A 25268-nucleotide genomic window follows, 5' to 3' on the forward strand; every position below is an offset into this window, starting at 1 on the left:
GGTTTCAACACACCCGACGCTGGCGATCATGAACACCCTCCTTCCCATCCATCCCGTGGTTCTTTGCGGCGGCAGCGGCACCAGGCTGTGGCCGCTGTCGCGCAAGGCGCTGCCCAAGCAGTTCGCGCCGCTGGTCGGCGGCAAGAGCCTGTTACACCTCACGCTCGAACGGCTGGCGCTGCTGAACTCCGCGATCACCTGCGTCACGTCGGAAGACCATCGCTTCCTGGTGAAGGAGACCATGGACAACGCCTGCGCCACGGGCCGGCAGATCCTGGAGCCGGTGGCGCGCAACACGGCGGCCGCCATGGCATCGGCAGCGTTGGTGGCCGACGCCGACGACCTGCTGCTGTTCGCGCCTTCCGACCATCACATTCCCGATGCCCCGCTGTTCGCCCGCACGGTGCGCTCCGGCATCGAGGCCGCGCTGTCCGGAAAGATCGTCACCTTCGGCGTGGCGCCGAGCTTTCCGAGCACGGCCTACGGCTACATCGAGGCCGGGGCGCCGCTTCCCGACGGGCACAGCCAGGCCGTGGCGCGCTTCGTGGAAAAGCCGACGGCGCCCGTGGCCGAAATGCTGATCCTGCAGGGCGGCTACAGCTGGAACGCCGGCATCTTCCTCGTGCAGGCTCGCACACTCATCGCCGCGCTGCGCGAGCATGCCCCCGAAATCCTGCAGGCCTGCGAGCGGGCCACCGCCGGCGCGACGCGCGACGGCAGCTTCATGCGGCTGGAAAGCGCGGCCTTCTCCGAATGCCGCGCCGAGAGCATCGACTACGCCGTGCTCGAGAAGCACCGGCACGTCGCGGTCGTGAAGTTCGAGGGCATGTGGAGCGACGTCGGCAGCTGGAACGCGGTGGCCAGCCTGCACCCGGCGGACGACGCCGGCAACCGGCTCAACGGCAAGGCCAGCGCCCTGAATTCGCGCAACACCTTCATCCACGCACCGCACCGGCCGGTGGTGGCGCTGGGCACCGAGAACCTCATCATCGTGGACACGCCCGACGCTGTGCTGGTGGCCGGCGTGGGCTGCGCCGAGCAGGTGGCCGACGTGGTGCGCAAGCTCTCGCAGGAGGGCTGCGCCGAGGCCACCGAGCACCGCCGCGTGGTGCGGCCATGGGGCGCCTACGACAGCATCGACCTCGGCGAGCGCTTCCAGGTGAAGCGGCTGACCGTGAAGCCGGGCGCCAAGCTGTCGCTGCAGATGCATCACCACCGCGCCGAGCACTGGGTAGTGGTGAAAGGCACGGCGCGCGCCACCTGCAACGGCGAGGTCACGCTGGTGCACGAGAACGAATCGATCTACCTGCCCTCGGGCGCCATCCACCGCCTGGAGAACCCCGGCCGGACGGTGCTCGAAGTGATCGAGGTGCAGACCGGCGGCTACCTGGGCGAGGACGACATCGTGCGCTTCGACGACACCTACGGCCGATGCGTGCCTGTCGAGCAACAGGTCATTGCGGCAGATACGGCTTGATGTTCTTCAGCGCGTTGGCCACGTAGGCCTCCTTCTCGCCCACCGGCGCCACGTAGTGCAGCGCCGCCTCCGCGGCCTCGATGCCCTCGGTGCGCGCGATGATCCAGCCGGCGAGGTACGGCGAGGCGAAGCAGCCGCCCGCCGTGGCGACGTTGCCGCGCGCGAAGAAGGGCTGGTTCAGCACTTCCACGCCGGCCTCCTGCACCCAGGGCTTGGTGGTGAGGTCGGTGCAGGCCGGAACGCCTTCGACGAGGCCGAGCTTTGCCAGCACCAGCGTGCCGGAGCATTGCGCCGCGATCAGCTGCCGTGCCGGGTCGAGCGACAGGCGCCCCATCAGCTCCGGGCTGGCGACCACCTCCCGCGTCTTCACTCCGCTGCCGACCACCACCGCGTCGGCGAAGCGCGCCTCTTCCAGCAGCGACTGCGCGCGAATGGCCACGCCGTTCATCGACGTGACTTCCGGCGTCGGGCAGCAGATGCTCACGCGCCAGTCCGGCTTCTTGATGCGGTTGAGCACGCCCAGCGCGATGAGCGAGTCGAGTTCGTTGAAGCCGTCGAAGGTGAGGATGGCGATGTGCATGGTGTCGGTTCGTGGAGATGCGGAAGGGACGCGGGAGGGATGCAGTCATCGTAGTGACGACGATCAATACAATCAAAAAATTGTCATGGATACATCCGACGCACGATGGCCGAAACCCGATACAAGCAACTGGTGGATGAACTCGCCGCCCAGATCCGCACCGGGCAGCTGAAGCCCGGCACCCGCCTGCCGACGCACCGCCGGCTGGCCGAGCGCCACGGGCTGGCCCTGGTCACGGCCTCGCGCGTCTACGCGGAGCTGGAGGCCATGGGCCTGGTGAGCGGCGAAGTCGGCCGCGGCACCTTCGTGCGCGAGACCGCCATGCCCGGCGGCACGGAAGCCGACCAGCGGGCGCTGCCCGCCGACATGCTCGACCTGAACTTCAACTACCCCGCCTTGCCCGGACAGGCCGAACTGCTGCGCGGCGCGCTGCGGCAGCTCGCCACCGGCGGCGAGCTGGAGGCGATGCTGCGCTACGCGCCGCATGGCGGGCGCATGCACGAACGCGCCTGCTTCGCCCGGCACCTCCTCGAGTCGCGAGGGCTGGCCGCGGAACCGTCGAGGGTGCTGCTGGTCGACGGCGCGCAGCACGGCCTCGCGGTGACGGTGATGGCGCTGCTGCAGCCAGGCGACGTGGTCGCGATCGACGCCCTCACCTACCCCGGCTTCAAGGTGCTCGCCGAGGCGCACCGGCTCGAAATGGCACCCATACCCGCCTCGGGCCAGGGCCCCGACCTCGACGCGCTGGAGCGCCTGTGCGAGCGGCGTCGTGTGCGTGCCGTCTACGCCATGCCGACGATGCACAACCCGCTGGGCTGGGTGATGAGCGCGAGCCGCCGCCGCCGCCTCGCGGCCATTGCAAGAAGACACGGCCTGCTCGTCATCGAGGACGCGGCCTACGCCTTCCTGGCCGAAGACCCGCCGCCGCCTCTGGCAACGCTGGCCCCCGAAACCACGGTGTATGTCTCCGGCCTTTCCAAGAGCGTGGCGACCGGCCTGCGCGTGGGCTTCGTCGCCGCGCCGGAAGCCTTCGTGCCGAAGCTCGAACGCGCGATACGCGCCACCACATGGTGCACGCCGGGCGTGACCACGGCGATTGCCTGCGGATGGCTGGAAGACGGCACGGTCGATCGCCTCGAGTCGCAGAAGCGGCAGGATGCGGCGGCGCGGCAGATCATCGTCGGCGAAGAGCTCGCGGGGCTGAAGTGCGTGCGGCATCCGTCGTCGTACTTCGCCTGGCTGCCTCTGCCCGAGGAAACGCGTGCCGACCGTGTCGCGATGGCGCTCATGCGCGAAGGGGTTTCGGTGTCCACCGCCGAGCCTTTCGCCACGTCGAAACATGTGCCGCACGCGCTGCGGCTGGCGCTGGGGTCCGTGGGGCTGGATGGGTTGCGCGGCGCGCTGCGGACGGTGCGGCGGGTGGTTGGGGAGCAGGCGTTCTGAAGGTGCCCGCGCGGGCGACCATCCCGGCCTCGAAAAGGATGCTCCACTGCGAGGCACGTCCCATGCCCGCACCACGGCGCAACGAGTCGCAACATAAAAGCCGTCGCGGCGCGCCCGTGTGCGTCAGAATTGCCGATCGACGTGGGCGTGCCCGTGACGTGGCCGCCCGGCGAGGAGGTTGCCATGCCGTACGACCGCGACTTACTGCTCTTTGGCGCCAAGCGGCACGCAGTGCTCGGACTGGATGAGATCCAGCAGTACGGCATCGACAGCTATCAGGATCAGGACTACGTCTCCATTTACGGGCTACGTCCTCCGCAGGCTCATGCGATGGGAGTTCGCATGCTCGGGCGCACGGCGGTCGAATGCACGCGTGACGACCTGGCCGAGGCCATTGCCAGCGATGTCGCAGCCTTGGCGAACCGGTGCGCTTCGACATCTCGACTTGTCGTCGACCCTTTTGCCGGCTCAGGCAACACGATCTTCTGGTTGCTGCGCAAGCTCGCGGGGGCACGCGCGGTCGCCTTCGAGAACGACCCCCTGGTCTACGACGTCAGTTCGAAGAACCTCGCGCTCCTGAATCTGCCTTTGCGCCTCGAGTGCATCGATTTCCCGCCCGGCCTCGAGCATGTGCGCGCAGCGCCGGGCGAACTGGTGGCGGCCTTCATCGCGCCCCCATGGGGCCGTGCTCTGGATGTTCGGCTGGGTCTGGACCTGAGACGCACCGAACCACCCGTCGTGAGCATCGTGAAGGAGTTCGTTCGTCGATTTGACGGGAACCCCATGCTCTTTGCGATCCAGGTCCACGAACGGGTGGAACCCGAGTCACTGACGGACCTCGTTTCACACTTCGATGCCTTCGAACACAAGGTCTACGAGTTGAACCGCGCAGGACAGAACCACGGGGCCCTGATCGGCTGTGTCGGTTGGTCGCCTTGACCGACCTGCGGTGAACAACTGAAAGAAGGCGCCAGTGCTCCGGAGCCGATCTCCGCTCAGCCCGGTTCCACGATGACGTTGCCAATCAATTTTCCGGCTTCGACCGCTTCGTGCGCCGCCGCGATCTCGTCGATCCCGAACTTCGCTCCGATCGTGTGCGACAGGACTTTCCCGGCCGTCATCCGACTTATCCGGTCGATGGCGATGCGCCGGTCTTGCGGAGCAAGGCCATAGACGAGAAAGAAGTGCAGGCTGAACGAGTTCCACAGTAGCGCGCGATAAGGAACGGCGATGTCCTCATACACGTTCGAGCCATATGAAACCAATGCGCCATGCGGGGCCAACCCTCCGCCGGCAAGCAGCTGGACCGTGGTTGAAAAGTCCATGTCGACGATGGCATCCACTCCGCGGCCTGCCGTAAGTTGCTTGACGCGCTCTGCTACCGGCTCGGTCTTGTAGTCGATCGTCGCATCGACACCGGCAGCAAGCGCGTGTTGGGCCTTGCTTTCGGAACCGACTGTCCCGATTACGCGCGCGCCGCCGATGACCGCGAGCTGTGCGGCGTAGTGGCCGACAGCCGATGAAGCTCCTATCACGAGGACCGATTTGCCTGCGATGTCGCCGAGGCGCTGGACGGCGTGAACGGCCGTCATGAGCGGAATTCCGAAGCACGCTGCCACCGTGAAATCCATCGACTCGTGGAGTCGCACCGCCTGCACCTCCGGCAGGACGATGAATTCGGCAGCGGTACCCATCGGGCGCTGCCACTGCCCGTTCCAGATCCATACGCGTTCGCCCAAACGCCCGGGCGACACGCCGTCGCCAACTGCGTCGATCACGCCGGCACCATCGCTGTGCGGTACCACGCGTTCCGCTCCGAGCGGACGGACACCTCTTGCCTTTACATCGGATGGATTGACGCCCGAGGCCGCGACCTTTACCCGGACTTCCCCAGGCCCTGGTGTCGGCGCGGGCAATTCACCAACAACAAGAACGTCCCGGGCATCCCCGTTTTTCGAGTACCAGGCTGCACGCATGCCGACCTCGCTTTTTTCCGAGAGAGATTTGGATCGATGGCGAGAAATGCAGAGGCTACGCCTGCGCGGGAGATACGGCAACGGCCATGCGCGCCACGTACGTCATTCGTCCAAAGTGTCTCGTTCGGGTGTCCAATCGGACTGCGACGAAGAGCGATTCATCGAACCCGGGTGGAGCCGTGTCATTCGCGCAGCTTCGTCCGCCTGCGTCTCCGTGAACCGGAGATTCAAGATGCCAGACGTGATTTCCGATGGGGTATCGATCCACTACGAGGTCAAGGGTCAGGGCTCGCCCGTGCTTCTTTTGGCGGGACTGGCGGGAGTGGGCTCATCCTGGGGGCCACAGATCGATCTTTTCGCAAAGTGTCATCAGGTGATCGTTCCCGATCATCGGGGCACCGGCGCCTCCGAGCACACCGCACGCGCGATGACGATTGCGCAACACGCGCGGGACATGGCGCGAGTGGTCGAAGTGGTCGGGTGCGGGGCGGTGCACGTGGTCGGCTCGTCGACGGGAGGCGCCATCGCGCAATTGATGGCGATCCGTCATCGAGACCTGCTGCGCAGCGCAACGATCGTCTCGTCCATCGCACGCGCGGACGCGTACTACTGCCGCCAGTTCGAGATGCGCAGGCGCATGCTGACCGACTCCGGCCTGCGCGCATCCACGGAAGCCAATGCCCTGTTCCTCTTCGCCCCCGGATTCCAGCGTGAGCATCCGCAGCGGGTGCAGGCATGGGTGAACGCCACGTCGGCCGGCACGTTCGAACCCGAGATCGGCTTTGCCAGGATCGACATGATCGTGGGGCACGACGCATTCGATGAATTGCCGTCGATCTCCACACCGACGCTGGTGCTGGTGGGAGATTGCGATTCCTGCGCGCCGCCGTACTTCTCCGCAGAACTGGCCATCCTGGAGGGTGGTCACTTCATCTTCCTGGAGAAGCCGGAGCTGCTGCACGCCACAGTCGAGGCATTCATCGCGAAGCATGAGTAGGCAGTCTTGAACGCACGACAAATGGACCCCTGGCGTCCGTCCCAAACACCGCGCCGCGATGCACCAGCCCGCCACTCCCGGCCTATCGATCCGGCGCCATCCACGAGCCTTGACGTACATTGGCGCCGCCCCCTCAAAACGCCCGCCGTTCCACAAGGAGATTCGATGAACATGAGACCGTCAAAGTCCGTCCGCGCGTCGCCAGCCACTGCAACCGGCGCGCACGCCACCGGTACAGCCGCAATGGGCTCCATCGTGATCGGCGCCGCAGCCCTCGGTGCCCTGGCCATCGGGGCCCTGTCTATCGGTCGACTCTTTGTGGGCCGGGCTCGGATTCGCCGGCTGGAGATCGACGAGCTCGTTGTTCGTCGCATTCGAGTCATTGAACAGCTGACGCCGCCGGCAGCGTCGATGCCCGGTAGCGTTCCTGGCGATTCGGGATCCGTTATCGAATCGGTGAAGACACGGGCTGAGACGTCAAAATGGCCGTGACGGCCGCCAGCCAAGACCAGCCATTCACCCAGCCGGAAAAAGCAGCGGAAAGCGAACCTCGACCGATGTGGAAAGAATCCAGAAAGGCTCGCGCAAAGTGCACATCGACAGACCAGTCAAAATTCATCATGAACGACCAAGAGTGGACTGAGATCGTCTACAGGCTCGGAGCGTCAGATGTCGACATGGCCGTGGATGCAGCTGAAAAGTTGGATGCACGATCAAGCGTCGATGACGTGCCTCGTTTGCTGACCTTGCTACGGCACGAAGACTTCTTTATCCGCGAGGCTGCCGCTTGGCCGTTATGTCATCTAGCAGGGCCTCTAGTTTTGAAGGAGCTTTTCGCCGCCTACCAATTGGGCTTTGAACAAGGTCATGACAACGATGGCTTCACTGCCGCCCTACTTGAAATGGATCTGGTCAAGGCCCGAAAGCCCCTCGGCACATTGCTTGAGATCGGCGATGAGATCGAGAAATCTCACGCGGCTTGGCTGCTCGAATTTTGCTAGCGGTTTTGGCCAGCTCCAGACATTCGATATGCCACCTCGCTTCTCCGTTGATTTCAACGAACTCCTTGAGTGTGATCTCGTCATGCTGTCCCAGACAGATCTCCGGGAGGACATCAACGGTTCGTCCGTGCTACTCGTTGAAGGTCTACCCGTTGAGGTCCAAGAAGAAAACCTCTATGACGACGGCACGTACGAAGTGCTGTTTGCTCGGGGAGTCGTTGAGGCCAACTCAACAGGCACCTGGTCTCATGTCAAATGGTGCTGCCGGTTTGACACCGACGACTTCTCCGAAATTGCAGATCAGTGATGCCTACTACAGACCGTTCGGCCTGCCATGCGACGGCGGAATCCGGCCAGAACCCGTCATTCGGCGACTGGACTTAATTTTTCCCATAGCTGACCTTTGAGGAGTGTATGCAACGATTTTTGCGGGTTGGAGAACTCCTCCTTCTGAAGCGTGTGCGTACCAACCGAGCGACCATCGACAATCGGTAAGGCGCGAGACGAGACATCGCAACAACCAACGTCAATCGAATGAAGATGGGAATCTTCTCTCTATTTTCAGGTGCTAAGGTCGCATCAAAACTCAATCTCGAGGAGCTCATCTACAACGTAGCAGAGTTCCAGCGCGACGAAGATTTCCAAGATTTATATCGTCGGATGGAAAACAGCGAGGTGTTTGTTCCTGTCGTTCAGTCTTCGCTTCCCCTAGATGTGAAGCCAGGGCAACGCATTACTACGGATTCATCAGTTTCCATTCGGATGCACACGGTGCGGGCCCCAGATGGTCAATCGTTGATTCCCTGCGCGACCCAGCAAGATTCACCAATCCTGAAAAGCGGCTATGTCGGTATGCGCTGGGTAGGGTTCTTGGAAATGTCGCTGAAGGTAGACCCTCCACCATATGGAGTCCTTCTTCAGGGGCAGCGGTCTTGGGTTGCATTTGATTTGGCCCGCGTCCGTCACATCCTTAAGGTCACCTCTAGAAAGTGACGTCACTGCGTGTGTACTCTTCATTTGATCAGCCCAACGGGCGGTCATCCGTTGGCGGCCAGAAACGGAAATTCTCTGATGTTTGAATCCTTGCATCGACTCCTAGAAGTTCAGGCCCATGTTTGGTCCGATGGGTCTCTCGTTTTCGACGGTGGCAAAAATCCCCTTGAAACTTCTGACGTTGATGCGATTTCAGCGTTTATTCGTCATCGTGCAGACCTAGTGCCAAAGTTCGGACGTCGAGACGACATCGAACTTCCGACTGGCTCATTGCTTCAAGTGGGAGCTGACCAAGCAAAACTAGTGTTGCTGGATATGCTGCGGGATGAAATGCGAATGTTCGCGCAGCAGCGTCTTGGTGAAGAGTCACTTGCGACAGTGGTCGACGTGTTCTTTGCTGAGTTCGATGCTCCAGCCTGCTTCGCCAACTTTCGAGGCAACGGTTGGACTCCGGTAACTCGTCATACCAGGGACTCGTTCTTCGCCGTGGTCGATGGCGGTCGTGTCGGCTATTGGCTGACCTGCGATGACGAGTAGCGCGGTATGTCGCGGCAAGATTCGGCCAGAAGCGGCTGTTGGTTTGCGGCAGCCATTGTTTAGACTCGGCTAACAAGCGACTACAAAAGATAGCTATCGAAAGGGCCATACGTGCAGCGCTACTCATATTCTCTGGCTCTGCGCATCTGGCATCCGAGCATCGACCCTGCGGTGATTACTGAGAAGCTTTCGCTTGAACCCAAGTACGCCTACGCGGCAGGCCGGCCTCGTCAAACCCCGAACGGACGCTTGCTCGGTGGCAACCACGCGGAGAGCTATTGGCACTCCGACCCGTTCGCTCGCGGGGAGTATTCATCTACAGATGACGCCGCAGAGGATGCTCTCGCAGACGTCACAAAGGTGCTCCAACCCCACAAGCAGTTCTTGCTTCTGCTTCGTGAGCAAGGTGCTCGTCTCCATCTTCAGATAAGTTCGTTCTCCAAGCGGAACTACGCGCTGGAACTCTCACCGGATTTCCTCGCAGAGTGTTCAGCGCTCGGGCTCAGCATTGTTCACGACATTTATCCCTGCGCCCAGAACTGAAGGTCCGCTTCGGAACAACGCGTACAGCCACTTCGGGCCCGAAGCCGAAGTTCAATTCGCTCCTAAGCAGACATTCCACTTGTGTTGGGAAAAAGTTCGGGGCGCACCGCAAAGTGTTGAAGCACATCACTGAGCTCGCGCCACCCCTCATCGGGACTACCGCCGTAACCCATCTCGAACAAATTGATGGTGTCTTCTAATCGATTGAAGGTGAACTGAAGATCTTCGTCCAGTGCTGTGGACTGGGCGACTTGGAAGGCCCGCCGCGCGGCGGTACCTTGAGCTTCGGGCACAGTGCTTCCGGCCAACTCGCAACTCAGGTCCCATAGGAGCCACCGCCCGGCAAGCTCCAGGTTTCCTTCGCCGGGAATCTCCTTCAAACACTGATGCAAATGAGAGGTGCTTCTGCTGGTCAGGACTTCGACTATTTCCACGGGTGGGGTGTCGAATGCATCAACAATCTTTAGCGCCCAATCACGCGCTTGAGCGTCCGTCAAAATGCCAGCTTCCATGCCGAACCGGAAATACAAAGCTGCGGTCGCGAAGTTCGATTCATTCATGCTTGTATGCTCCTCCAACCGCGGAATCAACGTCGGCTCTTGGTCGCTTACTGTCACACTCCGAGCGGCGCGATGCCCAACGCGTCCAGGGTTCTCATGTGGATACGACGGACCACACCTTGTGCATGTTCTTAGACACTCGGAATTGGGCCTCCGGTTCAGTTCCACGAAGGCAAGCCCAGTACGCGACCGTAGACCGGTGAAGGTCTGGCCTTGACAGCAAGAGCGGCTCTATCGTCGACCACGCGGCGGTGTAATTGGATTGAAGCTCCATGTCTTCAGCGCATTGAATCAGCATCTCCATGAGAGAGAAGCGCTCATCGTCATTGAGGTTTGCCGAGCAATAGACGCTGACAAATTCGTCAAAGCGAGCCGCGTCAGCAACCTCCCACTCCCAATCCTGCATATCTTCGGCGAATGGCAGAGCGAACCGCGCCGCGAGCTCTCTGCGTGCGGCGCAAGTGGGCGAGCGAACTGGCCAGTCGAGGTGCTCATTGGTCATAGTGGGTCTCGGGTCGAATGACTGGTATTGGCCGATAGTACCCATTCGCGCGAAGCCAAGAGATGCCACTCAACACCTCCCAAAGGCGCTGGCACACCGCAACGCGACGTGCCAGCCCTCCCCTCACCGCCTACCGATCCGGCGCCACCCACTGCTTGCCCAGCGCCCCTGCGCATTCCTGAAGCAACGCAGTCGCATCCCGCGCCATTTCCCACGCGAGCCAGAAAACGTTGTCGAGGTTCTGCAGACCCTCGTCCTCGCTCCATCGGGTGCCTTCGCCGTGGCATGCCCATAGCAGCGACTTCAGTTGCTCCAGCTTGTTTTCGAGGAGGTCCTGGGCTGCGAGTGCCGTGGCAGCCGCGGCTTCGGGTGATGCCGGCGTTTTGGGCCGGGCCATAATTCGATCAGCCATTTTGTTGTGCGTCCTTTCCGAGGTAGAGCACTTCACTTGGTTAGACGGCTGGGGTGTTTGCGCGCCCCGGCCGTCGCCTTTTGTGCCTCACGTTCGCATCGATGCATCTGCGTCGATGGCTCGCCGCGAGGCGTGCGGTCTGTTCGCTTCTGGTTGCTGCTTGCTGGTGATGCCGTCCTTGCCCGCTGGGTGGGGCGTTGAGTGACAGGGGCATCCACTGTAGAGAGGAGCGGCGTTGTGCGGAGCGCAGTGCACGAGGAAGTCTCGATTCGTGCGAACAAATGCAGCATTCGGCACTTGCGGGCCGGTGAGTCGAAGCGCAGGCGTTCCGAAGCGCGCCCGGCAAGGCCCCGAAGGACTCCGACGTTTCTTCAGTAGGACCCCGGCGGCGGCGTGTGCTTGAAGCGCTGCGACGAGGTCATGCTTCTGAACTTGGCACGCGCGGCACCCAACCGGGCACGCCCGGCGCCGACCAGGCCTCCCACGGCCGACTTGACAGCATCGGCGGTGCGCGACTCCCTCGGGTACCTGGGTGAGAGGCCGCACTTTCGCATCACCCGGTTCACCTGATGGATGCGGGCCACCTCGCGCGTGGCGGCGGTGTAGAAGGTCACGCCGATCGAGATCGACAGGCGGCTCTCCGGCGTGGCGGCCGCGTCGACTCTGGACCTCGTCATGTGGGGCGATGTGCTCGGGAAGTAGATGGCGTCTCCCGGCTGCGCGTTGAACTCCAGCCCGCGCGGCAGGAAGGCTTCGTCGAAGCGCACTTTCTTGAGCGACTGCGTGACGATGAAATCTTCCACGGCATCGGCCGACACGATGCTGCGGTCGCGGTGGTCCCAGACGTTGAGCGTCTTGCGCCCGTGCAGCTGCAGCCAGAAGTTGTTCTCGCGATCGATGTGGAAGGGCGTGACGGAAGGCGGGGCCGAGAAGAAGACGAATCCGTTCACCAAAAAGATGTCGGGCTGCTCGCGTTCGACCAGGGAGCGCATGGAGTCGACCACCGACATCAGCAAGGCCCCGTAGCGCGGGATGACTTCGATGTTGTAGAAGGCGACCGAGGAACCCGGCTCCTCCATGCGCTCGAAGAACTCCTCGATGCTGCCCCCGCCGGGAGGCCGTCCGTCGTGCGCAAGCGAGGACGAGATCGTTCTCTTCGGGTCCATGAACCTGCACTGGTCGAGCTTGGAAAGCTCCAGCCCGAGCTTCACGAGTTCGGGCACCTGGAACAGCGGATGCTCGTGGAAGTTGTGGTGCATCGGCGTGATCCGGAGGGTCGAGAAGCCGCCGGGATCGTCAGTCCAAACCCGATACGTCGTTTTCGAAGATCCGACGGAACTCAAGCTGGTTGCTCGCATGGCACCCTCCAGATCGCTTTCGGACTGGCACCGGCGCGAGGTCGGGGCCAAGCCCACGAACAGAAGTAATACTTAGAGAGTAAATTTAGGCCGGAGTTCTGAACCGAACCTGACCGTGGAAGGCCTGCGCGATGGCACTTCACCAGCCGTGGAAACGGCTCCAGGTCTTCAGCTCGCCCTCTTCCGACAACGCCTGGTATTCGGGAAACTGCGCGCCCGTCGCACAGGCGTGGTTCGGCAGGATGCGCAGCCGCGTCCCGATGGGAAAGCGCGCCACGATGCCCGCATCAGGCTCGCCTTCGCGCGAGAGGATGCCGTGCTCCTGGTTCGCACCGCCGAGCACGTAGCCGCCGAGTACCCGGCCGTCGAGATCGCAGACCTGCCCGTAGCCGAAGTCGCGCTTCTGCTTCTGCGTGCCGCGGTCGCGGCTCATCGCCATCCAGCCCGCATCGACGATGGCCCAGCCCTTTTCCGCCTGGTGGCCGATCACCGTGGTGAGCACGCTCAGGGCGATGTCGTCCTCCGTGCACACGCCGATGTTGCGCATCACGAGGTCGAAGAACACGTACACGCCGGCGCGCACTTCGGTGACGCCCTCCAGCGCCCCGGCCATCAGCGCCGTGGGCGTGGAGCCCACGCTGACCACGGGGCACGGCAGGCCAGCCTCGCGCAGCCGCTGCGCGGCGTGCACGCAGCCCGAGCGCTCCTGCTCGGCCATGGCGCGCAGGGCTTCGGGGGTATCGAGCTCGTAGCTGGAGCCGGCATGCGTCATCACGCCGCCCAAGCGCATGCCGCCTTCGTGCAGCACGCGGGCCACTTCGAGCAGGCTGTCTTCCTCGGGCCGGATGCCGCTGCGGTGGCCGTCGGTGTCGACCTCGATCAGCACGTCGAACGCTTCTCCGTTCGCACGGCCGAAAGCAGCGATCGCGCGCGCCGATTCGACGCTGTCGGTGAGGATGCCCAGCTCGCAGCCGCGCCGGCGCAGCTCCAGCGCGTGCGGCAGCCGGTGCGGTGCCATGCCGACGGCGTAGAGGATGTCGGTGAAGCCTTCGGCGAAGAACTGCTCGGCTTCCTTCAGCGTGGAGACGGTGATGCCCTGGGCGCCCGCCTCGCGCTGCGCCTTCGCGACTTCGATGCACTTGCTGGTCTTCACGTGCGGGCGAAAGCGCACGCCGAGCTCGTTCATGTGCCGCTGCATGCGCTCGATGTTGCGCTGCATGCGCGTGCGTTCGATCAAGGCCGCGGGCGTGTCGATGGTGTCAAGGGTGTGGTTCATGAGCGGGCTTTCATTTGGAGAAGGATTGCAGCCATGGCAGCGCGGGTTCGAGCGTCGCCGCCTGCAGCTCGGGCGACGGCGCGCCCTGCGGCAGCCCGAGGCCTACGCGGTTGTGCCAGAAGGTGCGCAGCCCGACCGCCGAGGTGCCGAACATGTCGTAGCCCGAGCCGGCGACGAAGGCCGCGTCTTCCGCCTTCACGCCCAGCCGGTCGAGCGCCATGCGGTAGGGGCGCGGGTCGGGCTTGTAGAAGCCGGCCTCCTCCGAAGTGACGACCACGTCCCAGTCGATGCCCAGCCTCGCCGCCGCGCGATGGCCGAGGCGGCTGGAGCAGTTGGTGACCACGGCCAGCCTGCAGTGCGGCTTCAGCGCGAGCAGCAGTTCGCGGGCGCCGCTCCACACGGGCAGCGTGTCCCACTGCGCCTCGAGCGCATCGGGGGCGGAGTCGTCCATGCCGGTGTTGCGCGCGGCGTCTTTCACCAACTGTTCGTAGGGCACGTAGGCGCCGCAGCCGTAGGTGAGGCGCAGGTACTCGGCGCGCCAGGCGCGGCCTTTCTGCTCGGAGCCGGCGGCGGAGTTCCAGACGGTCCAGGAGTCGAGCAGCGCCGTGAGCAGATCGAACAGCACGGCGCGCGGATAGGAGGCGTTCGGGGATTGCATGGACAGCGACTGTACGTTCCGAAGCCATGCTTGTGCTTCAATGCGGCGTCATCAATCGTTAAGCACAAGTTAATGACGACGATCCAGATCGAAGACATGCAGCTCGCCGCCGCCCTGCTGCGCGAGCCCTCGCTGAGCGCGGCGGCGCGAGCTCTCGACGTGACGCCGCCCGCACTCTCGATGCGGCTGCGCAAGCTCGAGGCCGCGCTGGGCCTGTCGCTCGCCACCCGCACCGCGCGCAAGCTGAGCCTCACGCCCGAGGGCGAGCGCTTCGCGCGCGAGGCGGCCGCGCTTCTGGGCCAGATCGAAGGGCTGCGCGAATCGATGCAGCGCGACGACCGGCGCCTTACCGGCACGCTACGCATCGCCGCGCCGTTCGGCTTCGGCCGGCAGTACATCGCGCCGATGCTGGCGCGCTTCGCCCGGTTGCATCCGGGGCTGGGCGTGCAGCTCGACCTGCGCGAAACCCCGTGGCCCGACCGGCACGACGCCGACGCGGTGATCCACATCGGCACGGTGCGGGACTCCTCCTGGGTGGCGCGCACGCTGAGCGCCAACGAGCGCTGGCTGTGCGCCAGCCCGGACTACCTGCGCCAGCGCGGCGCCCCCCGCGTGCCGCGCGAAGTGATGCAGCACGACTGCATCTGCATCCGCGAGAACGACGAAGACGTGACGCTGTGGCACCTGCGCCCGGCCGGCCGCGCGGCTACCGCCAAGGCCAGGCGGGAGACCCTGCGCATCTCTCCCGCCTACGTCACCAACGACGGCGGCGTGGCCCGCCAGTGGGCCGAGCAGGGCCTGGGCCTCGTGCTGCGCTCCGAATGGGACGCTGCCGACGCGGTGGCGCGCGGCACGCTGGTGCGCGTGCTGGCCGACTGGCAGTTCGACAGCGCCCCGGTCACGCTGCTGGTGCCCAGCCGCAAGGGCCGCACGGCGCGGGTGCAGGCCGTCGTCGAGTTCCTCGTCGAGAGCTTCGGCCCCAAGGTAGCCAAGGGCGCAATGGGAGCAAAAGGAGCAAAGGGAAAGTAGCTGCGCGCATATCCATAGCCGCATTCATTCGTTGGCCGCGCGCGCGTCGCGAGCCAACACTCGCAGCTTCCAAATTTCCGGTGGAGAAGCCTGCGATGACCGTTCCCCTCGATCACTTACCGCCCTCGCGCCGCAGCGTGCTGCAGGCCGGAGCGGCAGCCGCCCTGGTCGGCTCCGCGGGCCTGCTGGGGGCCTCGGCGTGGTCCCAGCCACGCAAGCTGACCTTCGCGTGGAGCCAGGCGGGCTTCTGCCTCGCGCCGGTGCCGGTGGCGCTGGAGCGCGGCTTCTTCGAGAAGAACGGGCTCGACGTCGAACTGCTCAACTGGGCCGGCTCGTCCGACCAGATGCTGGAGGCGCTGGCCACCGGCAAGGCCGACCTGGGCGTGGGCCTGATCCACCGCTGGGTGAAGCCGCTCGAGGCGGGCTTCGACGTCAAGGTGGTGGGCAGCGTGCACGGCGGCTGCCTGCGGCTGGTGGGCGCCAAGGCCGCGGGCGTGACGACCGACCTGGCCAGCCTCAAGGGCAAGACCATCGGCGTTTCGGACCAGAACAGCCCGGCCCGGCAGTTCTACGCCATCCACCTCGCCAAGAAGGGCATCGACATCGAGAAGGACGTCGACTGGCGCGTCTATCCGGCCGACCTGCTCGACGTGGCGGTGAAGAAGGGCGAGATCCAGGTGATCGCCGACGGCGATCCGAACGTGTTCCTCATCGAGAAGCGCAACCCCGGCGTCTTCACCGAGATCGCCAACAGCGCCAAGGGCGAATACGCCGAGCGCCTGTGCTGCATCGTCGGCGCGCGCGGCGAGCTGGCGCGCAACGACAAGCCGCGCGCCGCCGCCGTGGTGCGCGCGCTGGCGCAGGCCTCCGACTACGTGGCCGAGAACCCCAACGAGGCCGGCAAGATCTATTCGAAGTACGCGCCCAAGGTGCCGCTCGAAGACCTGCAGAGGCTGCTGGCCGAGCTCACCTACAAGCACCACCCGGCCGGCAAGGCGCTGCGCAACGAGGTCGAGGCCTTCGCCACCGACTTCCGCAACGCGGGCATCCTGAAGAAGAGCACCGACGTGGTCCGCTTCGCCAACCACGTGTCGCTGGACGTCCTGGCATGAGCACGGCTGAACAGATCCTCGACGCGCCGCTCGGATTGCAGGGCAGCGCGCACGCACCGGCCTCCGCCGCGCCCCGGGCACCCAAGGCGCCGCCCGCACCGCAGGCGACGACGCTGCGGCCCGCCGCTCCCACGGGCATCTGGCCCACGGGCCTGCTCGCTTCGGTCGCCTGGGTCGTGCTGGGCCTGCTCACGCTGCTGTGGCCGAACAAGGAAGTCGGCTTCAGCGACTGGGCCTTCACCCGCGAGTTCGGCATTGCCACGCTGGTGATCGCCGCCCTGCTCTTCGCCGTCGCGCTGCTGGGCAGCCGTGCCGGCAGACTGGCGCGCACGCTGCGCCCGGCCGGGCAATGGCTGGTGGCGCTGGCCGTGGGCCTTGCGCTGTGGGAGATCTCCACCGCCAAGCTCGGCGTGCTGCCCTCGCCCTTCTTCGCGCCGCCGCAGAGCCTGATCGACGTGGTGCACGAAGACTGGCAGCGTCTGGGCCTCTCGACCGCGCATTCGCTGCGCCTGCTGGCCAACGGCTTCGTGCTGGGCGCGCTGGTCGGCTTCCTCACCGGCGTTGCCATCGGCTGGTCGCGCATCGCGGGGTACTGGGTGCATCCGCTGCTGCGCTTCCTGGGGCCGGTGCCCGCGTCGGCGCTGCTGCCGCTGGCCTTCTTCTTCGCGCCGTCGAGCTATTCGGCCGCCGTGTTCCTCGTGGGCCTGGCCACCTTCTTCCCGGTGGCTGTGCTCACCTGGTCGGGCGTGGCTTCGGTGCACAAGAGCTACTACGACGTGGCGCGCACGCTGGGCGCGTCGGAGCGCTTCCTGGTGCTGCGGGTGGCGATTCCGGCGGCGCTGCCGCAGGTCTTCGTCGGCCTGTTCATGGGCCTGGGCGCCTCGTTCTCGGTGCTCATCACCGCCGAGATGATGGGCGTGAAGGCCGGGCTGGGCTGGTATCTGCAATGGGCCCAGGGCTGGGCGGCCTACGCCAACATGTACGCGGCGCTGCTCGTGATGGCGGCGCTGTGCTCGGGCCTCATCACGCTGCTTTTCAAGGTGCGCGACCGCGTGCTGTCGTGGCAGAAAGGAACCGTGAAATGGTGACGAATACCGTGCTTCCTCCCGCGCCCCCACCCACTGCCAAAGCCGGCGGCGCCCACATCGACATCCGCGGCGTCAGCCACTGGTTCGAGGTGTCCGGCGGCGTGCTGCAGGTGCTCGACGGTGTCGACCTGCAGGTGCGCCCCGGCGAATTCGTCGCGCTGCTGGGGCCCAGCGGCTGCGGCAAGTCGACCCTGCTGCGGCTGGTGGCCGGCCTCGAGCCCGCGACCACCGGCGCCATCACGCAGAACGGCGAAGCCATCACCCGGCCCGACCCGTCGCGCATCGTCGTGTTCCAGGATCCGACGCTCTACCCGTGGCGCAGCGTGTGGGACAACGTGGCGCTGGGCCTGCAGGCGCGCGGCGTGCTGAAGGAACAGCGCGCGCGCGTGGACGAGGCGCTCAGGCTCGTTGGCCTCACCGAGTTCGCGAAGGCCTTTCCGCATCATCTTTCCGGCGGCATGGCTCAGCGCGTGGCGCTGGCGCGCGCGCTGGTCAACGACCCGCAGCTGCTGGTGCTCGACGAGCCGCTGGGCAAGCTCGATTCGCTCACGCGCATCGCGATGCAGAGCGAGCTGGTCAACCTGTGGCAGCGCGCCGGCTTCTCGGCGCTGCTGGTGACGCACGACGTGGAAGAGGCTCTCTTCCTGGCCAACCGCGTGATCGTGCTGAGCGATCGCCCGGCGCGCATCGCGGCGGAGCTGGTGGTCGACCTGCCGTACCCGCGCCATCGCGGCGATCCGAAGCTGGCCGAGCTGCGGCACGAGGCGCTCAAGCACCTGGGCCTCGACGCCACGTGGTGAGGAGGTAGATGAGCGATCTGCCCGAGGCCGGTTGGCTCAACCTGCTGATCGGCCTGCTGCAAGGCGCTCAACTGCAGCTGCTGCGCCTGCTCGACGCGCTGGGGCTGGCCGGGCACGCGCACGGCCAGCCGGCGTGGCCGTGGGCGCTGCGGCTGTCTGGAGAGAACCTGCTGATCGATCTAGGGCAGGCGCGAAGGCTCGGGCTCACGGTAGTCCTGCTGGCGGCGGTGCTGCTGGTGCTGCTGCTCGCCCTGCTCTGGCGCCGCCGTCGCGCCTGGCTGGTGGTGCTGGCCGCGCTGCTCGTGGTGGCGACGCCCTGGCCCGAAGCCAGCGTGGTGCTGGTGCCGGCGTATCCGACGAGCTTCCAGGCATCGCGCACGGGCTTCACGGCCGACAGCATCGAGCGCGGGCGCGTGCTCTTCGCGGCGCAGTGCGTGGCCTGCCACGGCACCGACGGACGCGGCCAAGGACCGCTGGCTTCGTCGCAGCCGGTGTGGCCGCCCAACCTCTCCGGCCCGCTGCTGTGGCGCCGTGCCGATGGCGATCTGCTCTGGCATGTGCTGGACGGCATGCGCGACCGGCGCGGCAACACGACGATGCCCGGCTTCGGCACCAAGCTGAGCGACGCGGACGCCTGGGCGCTGATCGATTTCATGAAGGCCCAGGGTGCAGGCGAGAGCCTGCGCGCGGCCGGACTGTGGGCACAGCCGATCGCGCCGCCCGACGTGACCGTGCAATGCGGCAGCAAGCTGCCGCGCAGGCTGGCCAGCTGGCGCGGGCAGCGCGTGCGGGTCGTCGCGGCGGGTGACGGTGCGTCGCCGCTCGACGATCCGCGCCTCGTCACCGTATTCCTCGCACCCGACGCCGGAGCAGCCGCGCGGCACGCCGGCGACTGCGTCTCGACCTCGCCCGCCGCATGGACCGCCTTCTCGCTCGTCGCCGCGACCACGCAGCTCGCGGGCACCCAGTTCATCGTGGACCGCGACGGCTGGCTGCGCGCACGCGGAGAGCCCGGCAAGGGCGCGTGGAGCGACGACGACCTGCTGTGCCGCACCGAACAACCCCCATCGTCCGGCGTCCGTCCGCTGGCGGCGGACGGCCTCGGCGCCCTCATCGCCCGCATGGACGCCGAGCCGGTGCGCTTCGTCAAGGGCGGGTACGTCCACTGACATCGCAGGCCGCAACGGGACTACGATGTTTTTCCGGGGCTCCTGCCATCCATCGACTCAGTTCATCAACCCTGAAGGAGACAGACACCATGTCCAGCCACGTCTACAAGACACTAGAACTCACGGGCTCTTCGCCGACCGGCATCGAGGACGCGGTGCAGACCGCCATCGCCAAGGCGCACGAGACGGTGCGCAACATCCAGTGGTTCAACATCACCGAGACGCGCGGACACGTGGTCGATGGCAAGGTGGCGCACTGGCAGGTGACGTTGAAGATCGGGTTCACGCTGGAGTAGGCACGCTTGCAGCCGGCGCCTCAGCAATTGATGCTGTGGCGTGCCCAGTAGGCGACGTGCGAGCCTTCGGTGGTCATGTAGTCCACGCACATGTCGACGAACCGGTCGGCACCGTGGTTCTTGTCCGACCACAGGCGCTTGGCTTCCAGGTCATGGTTCAGCGCTGCCAACGCATGCGCATAGCACAGGGACGTCCAGACAATCAGCTGTACCTGGGCGTTGCTCAGGCCCAGCACGTTGCCGGCGCGGGTGCGCAGCTTGACGATCAGCGCCACTGCGACGTTGGCCGCGAACTGCGGCAAGTCGGTAACGTCGGCGAGAAATGCCGCGAGCTGGGTCCGGTTGCTGGTGTTGAAGTTGATGGTCCATACGAACGCGAGGTCATGAAAAGCCAGGCCCTGCCCGTGCGGCCTTCTGTAGACGGCGATAGCGCCTCCAGTGGCTCGCACGGGCATGAAGTCGTTCAAGGCTTCGATGCCGGCCATGATCATGCCGATGCCTTCGGGCGGCCGTGCAGCCGGCGGCAGCGTATTGCTGATGTCCGTGTAGCGGGCCAGCGTGGCGAGTGTCCTTTCGGGGTCGCCCTGGAGCTTCATGTCGGTGCCGAAACCGGCCGTGCTGCACATGGCCGAACCCACGATCATCAATGAACCATCGCCGGTGCCCACGGCCAGCAATGAAGGCCGGGAGCTGATGGCGAGGTTGCGGTCGTAATAGGCCACCAGCTGCGCCTGCGTATCGCGGTCCAGCATTGCACGAATGCCGGTGTCCCTGGTGTGTGCGGCCCCGAGCGCGTAGACCAGCAGATCCACCGGGAGCCTGATGACCTGCTCCGTCTGATCGACGAACTCGAGCCCCAGGAACGGCGAGCCGACATGCGGCCGAATGATCTTGATGTTCGTCAGCTTCAGCACCGCGCGCTGGTCGCGGGTGCTCTCCCTGACCTCGGTGTTCCTCGAACCCGCCGGGAAAGCCGCCTCGAAGCGGACGTCGACGTTCCAGGCGTCCCCGCCGTTGCCGGGGCGAGTGAACCAGCGCACCACATTCATCCCGCGCATCTTCGCCAGCTCGACGACCCATGCCGCGGTAGCGGAGCCGCCATACACGGCGATTGTCTTGCCGCGCGTGTCCTCGTCCCGCGGCATCTTCCAGTGGGGCGACATGAATTCCGTGCCGCCGACCACATACCCGTCGAGATTCCGCACGTCCACGCCGATGTCACCGTTTTCACCGACCATCAGCGGACGCGCGGGGCCGGGTCCGACAGCAATGATCACGTTGTCGCAGAAAATGGGCAGCTTCGCGCTCCACACCCTCCCGCAAACCTCATACTGCCCGTTCGGCAGGCGCCTGATGCTGTCCACCAGCGAGCCCGGAAACTGGAAGTGGGTGTTGCTTCTGAAGTGATATTCCACCAAGTCTGCAAAATTGCCCGCCAGCATGAAGGGCGTCGCGCCCGGCTGCGGTGGCGCATTGAAGCCCCGCGGCCCGCTCAGCAGGTTGCCCGTCAGCAGCGGAGCAGGCTGCCCCATCTTGTGCGTAGGGGCGATCTGTTTCCATAGATCCGGCCCGCCGACACCGATCACGGTGCCCAGAGTGCGGCTGGCCGACATCAGGTACGCGGCAGCGGAAATTCCACAGCCGATGACGACAGTACGAGGCATGTGTTTCCAGTTCGAGGAAGTGAGAAATCTCCAGCCTTCACCTGGGTTGCTGCTTCATTCCCCTCTTTGGAGCGCCCACCGATGTCGTCGGGTATCGATGCGACTTGTGGGTATCAAAGACCGAAGAAGTCCCGAGTCCGATTCTTCTGACGCCCCGATTCGCGGCGCGCATCGAATTCTTCGATTGGCTGAGAGTTCGTAGTTTTCTGCGACTCGTCCGAACTGCACATCCCCGGAACGGGTGAACTCAAAAGTTCCTGTGCTGCTGCGCGCAGTGGTTCAGATGATGTTCGGCCTGGCTTGGTGCCGCGAACGCGCGCGTGTCAGCACTTGCGGGAAATCCGCGATATGCCGTCGTTCGAAAGAATCCCGAGCGGACGCTCGAAGCGCGCATCGGCGATACCAGAAGGCAGCGAATGGACGAGACGCTCGGCGCCTGTCGATCCCGCCGCGCTCTCTTGGGAAAAGCCGTCGCCAGTCGCTAGCGCAGATACCCCAGGTCGCGCACATCGGACCGCACGGCCGACCGGTCCGCGCCCTGCATCGGCAGGCTCACCAGCAGCTCGAGCCTGCGGCGCAGCGAGAACAGCGTCTGAATCGCGTCGTGCGCGACCTTGTCGGGATCGGCACCGCCGGCCACGTCGGGGTATTCCCACAGCGCCGCATCAGGCTGGCCGGGCCAGCGCGGCTGGCGCAGTTCGGTGGCGGCATCCAGCGTGATGACGAAATCGGCCACCGGGGCATTCGACCGCGCCAGTTCGTCCCAGCTGCGCGGCAAACGGTTGGGAACGGGAATGCTCGCGCTCTTCAGCGCGGCCACGGCGGCGGGATGGAATTCGCGGGCGACCTGTCCGGGCTGGCCGCAGGAAGACGCCGAGAACCGCTTCGGGTCCAGGTGCGCGAGGCACGCTTCGGCCAGGATGCTGCGCAATGAATTTCGTCGCGAGACGAATATCACGCCGATACGTTTTTGCATGGAAGCTTGAATATAGCCACGCGCGCTGACCACGTCATGACTTAGGTCAACACTCCCTCGACACTGCGTCTTGCCGTCGCCGAAAGGCGCGGAACGGTGCAGACTCGGGGGTCATGGACAAGCATTTCCTGACCCCGCTCTTCGCGCCCGCCTCCATCGCGGCATTCGTAGGCAATGCCGACGACCCGGGCGGACAGACGCCGGCCGGCCGCACGCTGCGCGAGGCCTTCCGCGCCGACCGCTTCGACGGCACTCTGCGCTTCCTGGACGTGCGCACCAAGGGCACGCTCGAGGAGCTTGCGCAGACCCATGCCGACCTCGCCCTGATCGCGCTGGCGCCGCGCGACGTGGCTGCCGCGCTTGAAATCGCCGGACGCATCGGTTGCAAGGCGGCGGTGGTTCTTTCAAGTGGTATCGGGGCCGACGAGGCGGCGCAGTGGCGCAAGATCGCGCGCCGCGAGGGCGTGCACCTGCTGGGGCCGAATTCGCTGGGCTTCCAGCGCCCGCTGCTGCATCTGAACGCCAGCGTGGCCGGCCCGCTGGCCCGGAGCGGGCCGCTCGCGCTGGTGGCGCAGTCCGGCGCGCTCACGGCCTCGATGCTCGACTGGGCGCGCCAGAACGGCGTGGGATTTTCCAGCGTGGTATCTCTGGGCCCGCACACCTCGGTCGACATTCCACAGGTGCTCGACTTCCTGGCCAACGACCAGGCAACGCACAGCATCATCGTGTACCTCGAGGGCATCGCCGACGCGCGCCGCTTCATGAGCGCGCTGCGCTCGGCCTCGCATGCCAAGCCGGTGGTGGTGCTCAAGGCCGGGCGCAAGCCGGCGGGCAACGAGGCGGCGCAGACGCACAGCGCAGCCATCGTGGGCAGCGACGACGTGTTCGACGCCGCGCTGCGCCGCGCGGGCGCGGTTCGCGTGCGTTCCTTCGTCGAGCTGTTCTCCGCCGCCAAGTGCCTTGCCTCACGCTACCGCCCCGTGGGCAAGCGACTTGCCGTGGTCACCAACGGCGGCGGGCCCGGCGTGCTGGCGGCGGACTGGATCAACGAGATCGGGCTGCACCTGGGCAAGCTCTCGGCGCCCGCGCAGAAGGTGCTGCAGCCCGCCCTGCCCCCGCTCGCTTCGCTGGCCGACCTGGTCGACCTGTCGGAAGAGGCGCAGCCGGCGCACTACCGCGCCGCCATCGACGCCGCCTCGGCCGACAGCCAGGTCGACGGCGTGCTCGCCATCTTCTCGCCCAAGGCGGGCGCCGATGCCGCAGCCACGGCCAAGGCGCTTGCGGACATTCCGAGGCCGATGAACAAGCCGCTGCTGGCCTGCTGGATGGGCGATTCGTCGGTAGGCAAGGCGCGCACGGTGCTGGCCGACGCGACCATTCCGAGCTTTCGCACGCCCGAGGCCGCGGTGGGCGCCTTCGGCAACATCGCGGCCTTCTACCAGAACCAGCAGCTGCTGCAGCAGACGCCGCCGCCGCTGTCGGCGCTGGCCAAGCCCGACATCGAGGGCGCGCGGCTGCTCATCGAGAGCGTGCTGGCCGAGCGGCGCCATGTGCTGACGGAAATGGAGTGGAAGTCGCTGCTGTCGTCCTTTCACATACCGATCACGCGCACGCTGCTCGCTCGCAGCGCCAGCGAGGCGATGATGATCGCGACGCAGCTGGGCTTTCCGGTGGCGTTGAAGATCGACTCGCCCGACATCCCGCACAAGTCGGACGTGGAAGGCGTGGCGCTCAACGTGCTCAACGGCACCGCCGCGCGCGACACCTACGTCGAGATGATGGAGCGCGTCGCCCGCCTCGCGCCCGAGGCGCGCATCAACGGCGTGACCGTGCAGAAGATGGTGCGCGCGCGGCGCGGCCGCGAGATCTACGTGGGCATGGTCACCGACGAGCCCTTCGGGCCCGTCATCGTGTTCGGCGCGGGCGGCACCATGATCGAGCTGATGAACGACCGCGCCATGGAGCTGCCGCCGCTCAACCAGTTCCTGGCCCACCGGCTCATCGAGCGTTCGCGCGTGGCCGAGACGCTCGGCGAATGGCGCGGCGCGAACGCCGTGGACATGGAGGCGCTGGAAGACCTGCTGCTGCGCGTGTCGGAAATGGTGTGCGAGCTGCCCGAGCTGCGCGAGATGGACATCAACCCCATCATCGTGGACGAGAACGGCGCCATCTCGGTCGATGCGCGCATCGTGGTGGGCAGCAGCACGCAGGCGGTGGCGGCCCACGTGGGCAACGCAGTCAACGGCTACCAGCACCTGGCCATCATGCCGTACCCCGCGCGCTACCGGCGCGAATGGCCGCTGCCCGGTGGCGGCACCTACATCGTGCGGCCGGTGCACCCCAACGACGCGCAGATGCTGCAGGCGCTGGTGCAGGGCCTGTCGCCCGAGAGCCGCTGGTTCCGCTTCGTCTCGCGCTTCCACGAACTGCCGCCGTCGATGCTCTCGCGCTTCACGTTGATCGACTACGACCGCGAAATGGCGCTGGTGGCGGTGGTGATGGAGCGCAGCGTGTCGCCCGAAGGCACCGTGCTCGAGAGCGAGCGCATCGTGGGCGTGTCGCGCTACGTCACCAACCCCGACCAGACCAGCTGCGAGTTCTCGCTGGTGGTAGCCGACGAGTTCAGCGGCAAGGGCATCGGCTCGCGGCTGATGGAAAGCATCATCGACGTGGCGCGGGACAAGGGCCTTGCCGAGATCGATGGCCTCGTGCTGGCCAACAACCCCGACATGCTGAAGCTCGTGCGCCGGCTCGGGTTCACGGTGAAGTCCTTCCCGGAGGATCCGGACTTCAAGCTCGTGACCTACATGCTCTGAAAAGA

General features: G+C 65.6%; 27 protein-coding genes. 17 read left to right on the top strand and 10 right to left on the bottom strand.

Annotated elements, in window-relative coordinates:
* Positions 1-28 precede the first annotated feature (28 nt).
* Positions 29-1477 (top strand): mannose-1-phosphate guanylyltransferase/mannose-6-phosphate isomerase, encoded by a 1449-nt coding sequence (locus tag EJP69_RS02845; RefSeq protein WP_126468657.1) that lies wholly within the window; start codon positions 29-31, stop codon positions 1475-1477.
* On the opposite strand, the gene EJP69_RS02850 is transcribed toward EJP69_RS02845, so the two are convergent.
* On the bottom strand, positions 1455-2057 hold the full coding sequence (locus tag EJP69_RS02850) for a DJ-1/PfpI family protein (RefSeq protein WP_126468658.1): 603 nt from the start codon (positions 2055-2057) through the stop codon (positions 1455-1457). The genes EJP69_RS02845 and EJP69_RS02850 overlap by 23 nt on opposite strands.
* Positions 2058-2162: 105 nt before the next feature.
* Between EJP69_RS02850 and EJP69_RS02855 the strand changes: the two genes are divergently transcribed.
* Entirely contained in the window at positions 2163-3500 is a 1338-nt protein-coding gene (locus EJP69_RS02855; RefSeq protein ID WP_126468659.1) for an aminotransferase-like domain-containing protein, read from the top strand.
* 183 nt (positions 3501-3683) lie between these two features.
* A complete protein-coding gene (locus EJP69_RS02860) occupies positions 3684-4439 on the top strand; it encodes a hypothetical protein (protein ID WP_126468660.1) in 756 nt (251 codons plus the stop codon).
* Positions 4440-4495: 56 nt separating this feature from the next.
* Here the strand turns inward: EJP69_RS02860 and EJP69_RS02865 are convergent, their stop codons facing one another.
* Positions 4496-5476 carry an NADPH:quinone reductase gene (locus tag EJP69_RS02865; protein WP_126468661.1) on the bottom strand — a complete coding sequence of 327 codons (981 nt, stop codon included), beginning with the start codon at positions 5474-5476 and terminating at the stop codon, positions 4496-4498.
* A gap of 232 nt (positions 5477-5708) precedes the next feature.
* On the opposite strand from EJP69_RS02865, the gene EJP69_RS02870 reads away from it, so the two are divergent.
* From EJP69_RS02870 to EJP69_RS02900, 7 genes are all read left to right on the top strand, one after another.
* Positions 5709-6473 carry an alpha/beta fold hydrolase gene (locus EJP69_RS02870; protein ID WP_126468662.1) on the top strand — a complete coding sequence of 255 codons (765 nt, stop codon included), beginning with the start codon at positions 5709-5711 and terminating at the stop codon, positions 6471-6473.
* A 243-nt stretch (positions 6474-6716) separates the two neighbouring features.
* Entirely contained in the window at positions 6717-6965 is a 249-nt protein-coding gene (locus EJP69_RS29620) for a hypothetical protein (protein ID WP_206169277.1), read from the top strand.
* Positions 6956-7474 (top strand): armadillo/beta-catenin-like repeat-containing protein, encoded by a 519-nt coding sequence (locus EJP69_RS02880; RefSeq protein ID WP_126468663.1) that lies wholly within the window; start codon positions 6956-6958, stop codon positions 7472-7474. The genes EJP69_RS29620 and EJP69_RS02880 overlap by 10 nt, the downstream gene beginning before the upstream one ends.
* A gap of 28 nt (positions 7475-7502) precedes the next feature.
* Positions 7503-7781 (top strand): hypothetical protein, encoded by a 279-nt coding sequence (locus EJP69_RS02885; RefSeq protein ID WP_126468664.1) that lies wholly within the window; start codon positions 7503-7505, stop codon positions 7779-7781.
* A 227-nt stretch (positions 7782-8008) separates the two neighbouring features.
* Complete coding sequence (locus EJP69_RS02890; protein ID WP_126468665.1) at positions 8009-8467, top strand: SseB family protein; 459 nt, start codon at positions 8009-8011, stop codon at positions 8465-8467.
* 78 nt (positions 8468-8545) lie between these two features.
* Positions 8546-9004 carry a hypothetical protein gene (locus EJP69_RS02895; RefSeq protein ID WP_126468666.1) on the top strand — a complete coding sequence of 153 codons (459 nt, stop codon included), beginning with the start codon at positions 8546-8548 and terminating at the stop codon, positions 9002-9004.
* Positions 9005-9115: 111 nt separating this feature from the next.
* Positions 9116-9547 (top strand): DUF4279 domain-containing protein, encoded by a 432-nt coding sequence (locus EJP69_RS02900; protein ID WP_126468667.1) that lies wholly within the window; start codon positions 9116-9118, stop codon positions 9545-9547.
* Positions 9548-9609: 62 nt separating this feature from the next.
* Here EJP69_RS02900 and EJP69_RS02905 read toward each other — a convergent pair whose 3' ends face one another.
* The 6 genes from EJP69_RS02905 to EJP69_RS02930 form a co-directional block, all read right to left on the bottom strand.
* Complete coding sequence (locus tag EJP69_RS02905) at positions 9610-10107, bottom strand: hypothetical protein (RefSeq protein WP_126468668.1); 498 nt, start codon at positions 10105-10107, stop codon at positions 9610-9612.
* Positions 10108-10201: 94 nt separating this feature from the next.
* Positions 10202-10609 (bottom strand): hypothetical protein, encoded by a 408-nt coding sequence (locus EJP69_RS02910; RefSeq protein WP_126468669.1) that lies wholly within the window; start codon positions 10607-10609, stop codon positions 10202-10204.
* A gap of 130 nt (positions 10610-10739) precedes the next feature.
* On the bottom strand, positions 10740-11021 hold the full coding sequence (locus tag EJP69_RS02915) for a hypothetical protein (RefSeq protein ID WP_206169278.1): 282 nt from the start codon (positions 11019-11021) through the stop codon (positions 10740-10742).
* A gap of 371 nt (positions 11022-11392) precedes the next feature.
* The gene (locus EJP69_RS02920) at positions 11393-12280 is read right to left on the bottom strand and encodes a cupin domain-containing protein (protein WP_240652013.1); all 888 of its coding nucleotides are present in this window, start codon (positions 12278-12280) and stop codon (positions 11393-11395) included.
* A gap of 238 nt (positions 12281-12518) precedes the next feature.
* The gene (locus EJP69_RS02925; protein WP_126468671.1) at positions 12519-13655 is read right to left on the bottom strand and encodes a DSD1 family PLP-dependent enzyme; all 1137 of its coding nucleotides are present in this window, start codon (positions 13653-13655) and stop codon (positions 12519-12521) included.
* A 10-nt stretch (positions 13656-13665) separates the two neighbouring features.
* Entirely contained in the window at positions 13666-14313 is a 648-nt protein-coding gene (locus tag EJP69_RS02930) for an HAD family hydrolase (RefSeq protein ID WP_170217032.1), read from the bottom strand.
* 72 nt (positions 14314-14385) lie between these two features.
* Here EJP69_RS02930 and EJP69_RS02935 point away from each other — a divergent pair, with 72 nt between their 5' ends.
* The 6 genes from EJP69_RS02935 (at position 14386) to EJP69_RS02960 (ending at position 19807) form a co-directional block, all read left to right on the top strand.
* Positions 14386-15342 carry a LysR family transcriptional regulator gene (locus EJP69_RS02935; RefSeq protein WP_126468673.1) on the top strand — a complete coding sequence of 319 codons (957 nt, stop codon included), beginning with the start codon at positions 14386-14388 and terminating at the stop codon, positions 15340-15342.
* A 95-nt stretch (positions 15343-15437) separates the two neighbouring features.
* Complete coding sequence (locus EJP69_RS02940) at positions 15438-16454, top strand: ABC transporter substrate-binding protein (protein WP_126468674.1); 1017 nt, start codon at positions 15438-15440, stop codon at positions 16452-16454.
* Positions 16451-17542: an ABC transporter permease gene (locus EJP69_RS02945; RefSeq protein WP_093303246.1), complete on the top strand. Its 1092-nt coding sequence runs from the start codon at positions 16451-16453 to the stop codon at positions 17540-17542. The genes EJP69_RS02940 and EJP69_RS02945 overlap by 4 nt, the downstream gene beginning before the upstream one ends.
* A complete protein-coding gene (locus tag EJP69_RS02950) occupies positions 17536-18342 on the top strand; it encodes an ABC transporter ATP-binding protein (protein ID WP_126468675.1) in 807 nt (268 codons plus the stop codon). Before EJP69_RS02945 ends, EJP69_RS02950 begins: the two co-directional genes overlap by 7 nt.
* Before the next feature lie 8 nt (positions 18343-18350).
* On the top strand, positions 18351-19511 hold the full coding sequence (locus EJP69_RS02955) for a c-type cytochrome (protein ID WP_126468676.1): 1161 nt from the start codon (positions 18351-18353) through the stop codon (positions 19509-19511).
* An 89-nt stretch (positions 19512-19600) separates the two neighbouring features.
* Positions 19601-19807 (top strand): dodecin, encoded by a 207-nt coding sequence (locus tag EJP69_RS02960; RefSeq protein ID WP_093195216.1) that lies wholly within the window; start codon positions 19601-19603, stop codon positions 19805-19807.
* A gap of 20 nt (positions 19808-19827) precedes the next feature.
* On the opposite strand, the gene EJP69_RS02965 is transcribed toward EJP69_RS02960, so the two are convergent.
* Both EJP69_RS02965 and EJP69_RS02970 read right to left on the bottom strand, forming a co-directional pair.
* On the bottom strand, positions 19828-21471 hold the full coding sequence (locus EJP69_RS02965; RefSeq protein ID WP_126468677.1) for a hypothetical protein: 1644 nt from the start codon (positions 21469-21471) through the stop codon (positions 19828-19830).
* Between the two features lie 481 nt (positions 21472-21952).
* Positions 21953-22447, bottom strand: a complete 495-nt coding sequence (locus tag EJP69_RS02970) for an arsenate-mycothiol transferase ArsC (RefSeq protein WP_126468678.1) — start codon at positions 22445-22447, stop codon at positions 21953-21955.
* A 113-nt stretch (positions 22448-22560) separates the two neighbouring features.
* Here EJP69_RS02970 and EJP69_RS02975 point away from each other — a divergent pair, with 113 nt between their 5' ends.
* Positions 22561-25263 carry a bifunctional acetate--CoA ligase family protein/GNAT family N-acetyltransferase gene (locus EJP69_RS02975; protein ID WP_126468679.1) on the top strand — a complete coding sequence of 901 codons (2703 nt, stop codon included), beginning with the start codon at positions 22561-22563 and terminating at the stop codon, positions 25261-25263.
* Positions 25264-25268: the final 5 nt, after the last annotated feature.

It is taken from the genome of Variovorax gossypii (genome assembly GCF_003965815.1).
GTDB classification, from domain to species: domain Bacteria; phylum Pseudomonadota; class Gammaproteobacteria; order Burkholderiales; family Burkholderiaceae_C; genus Variovorax; species Variovorax gossypii.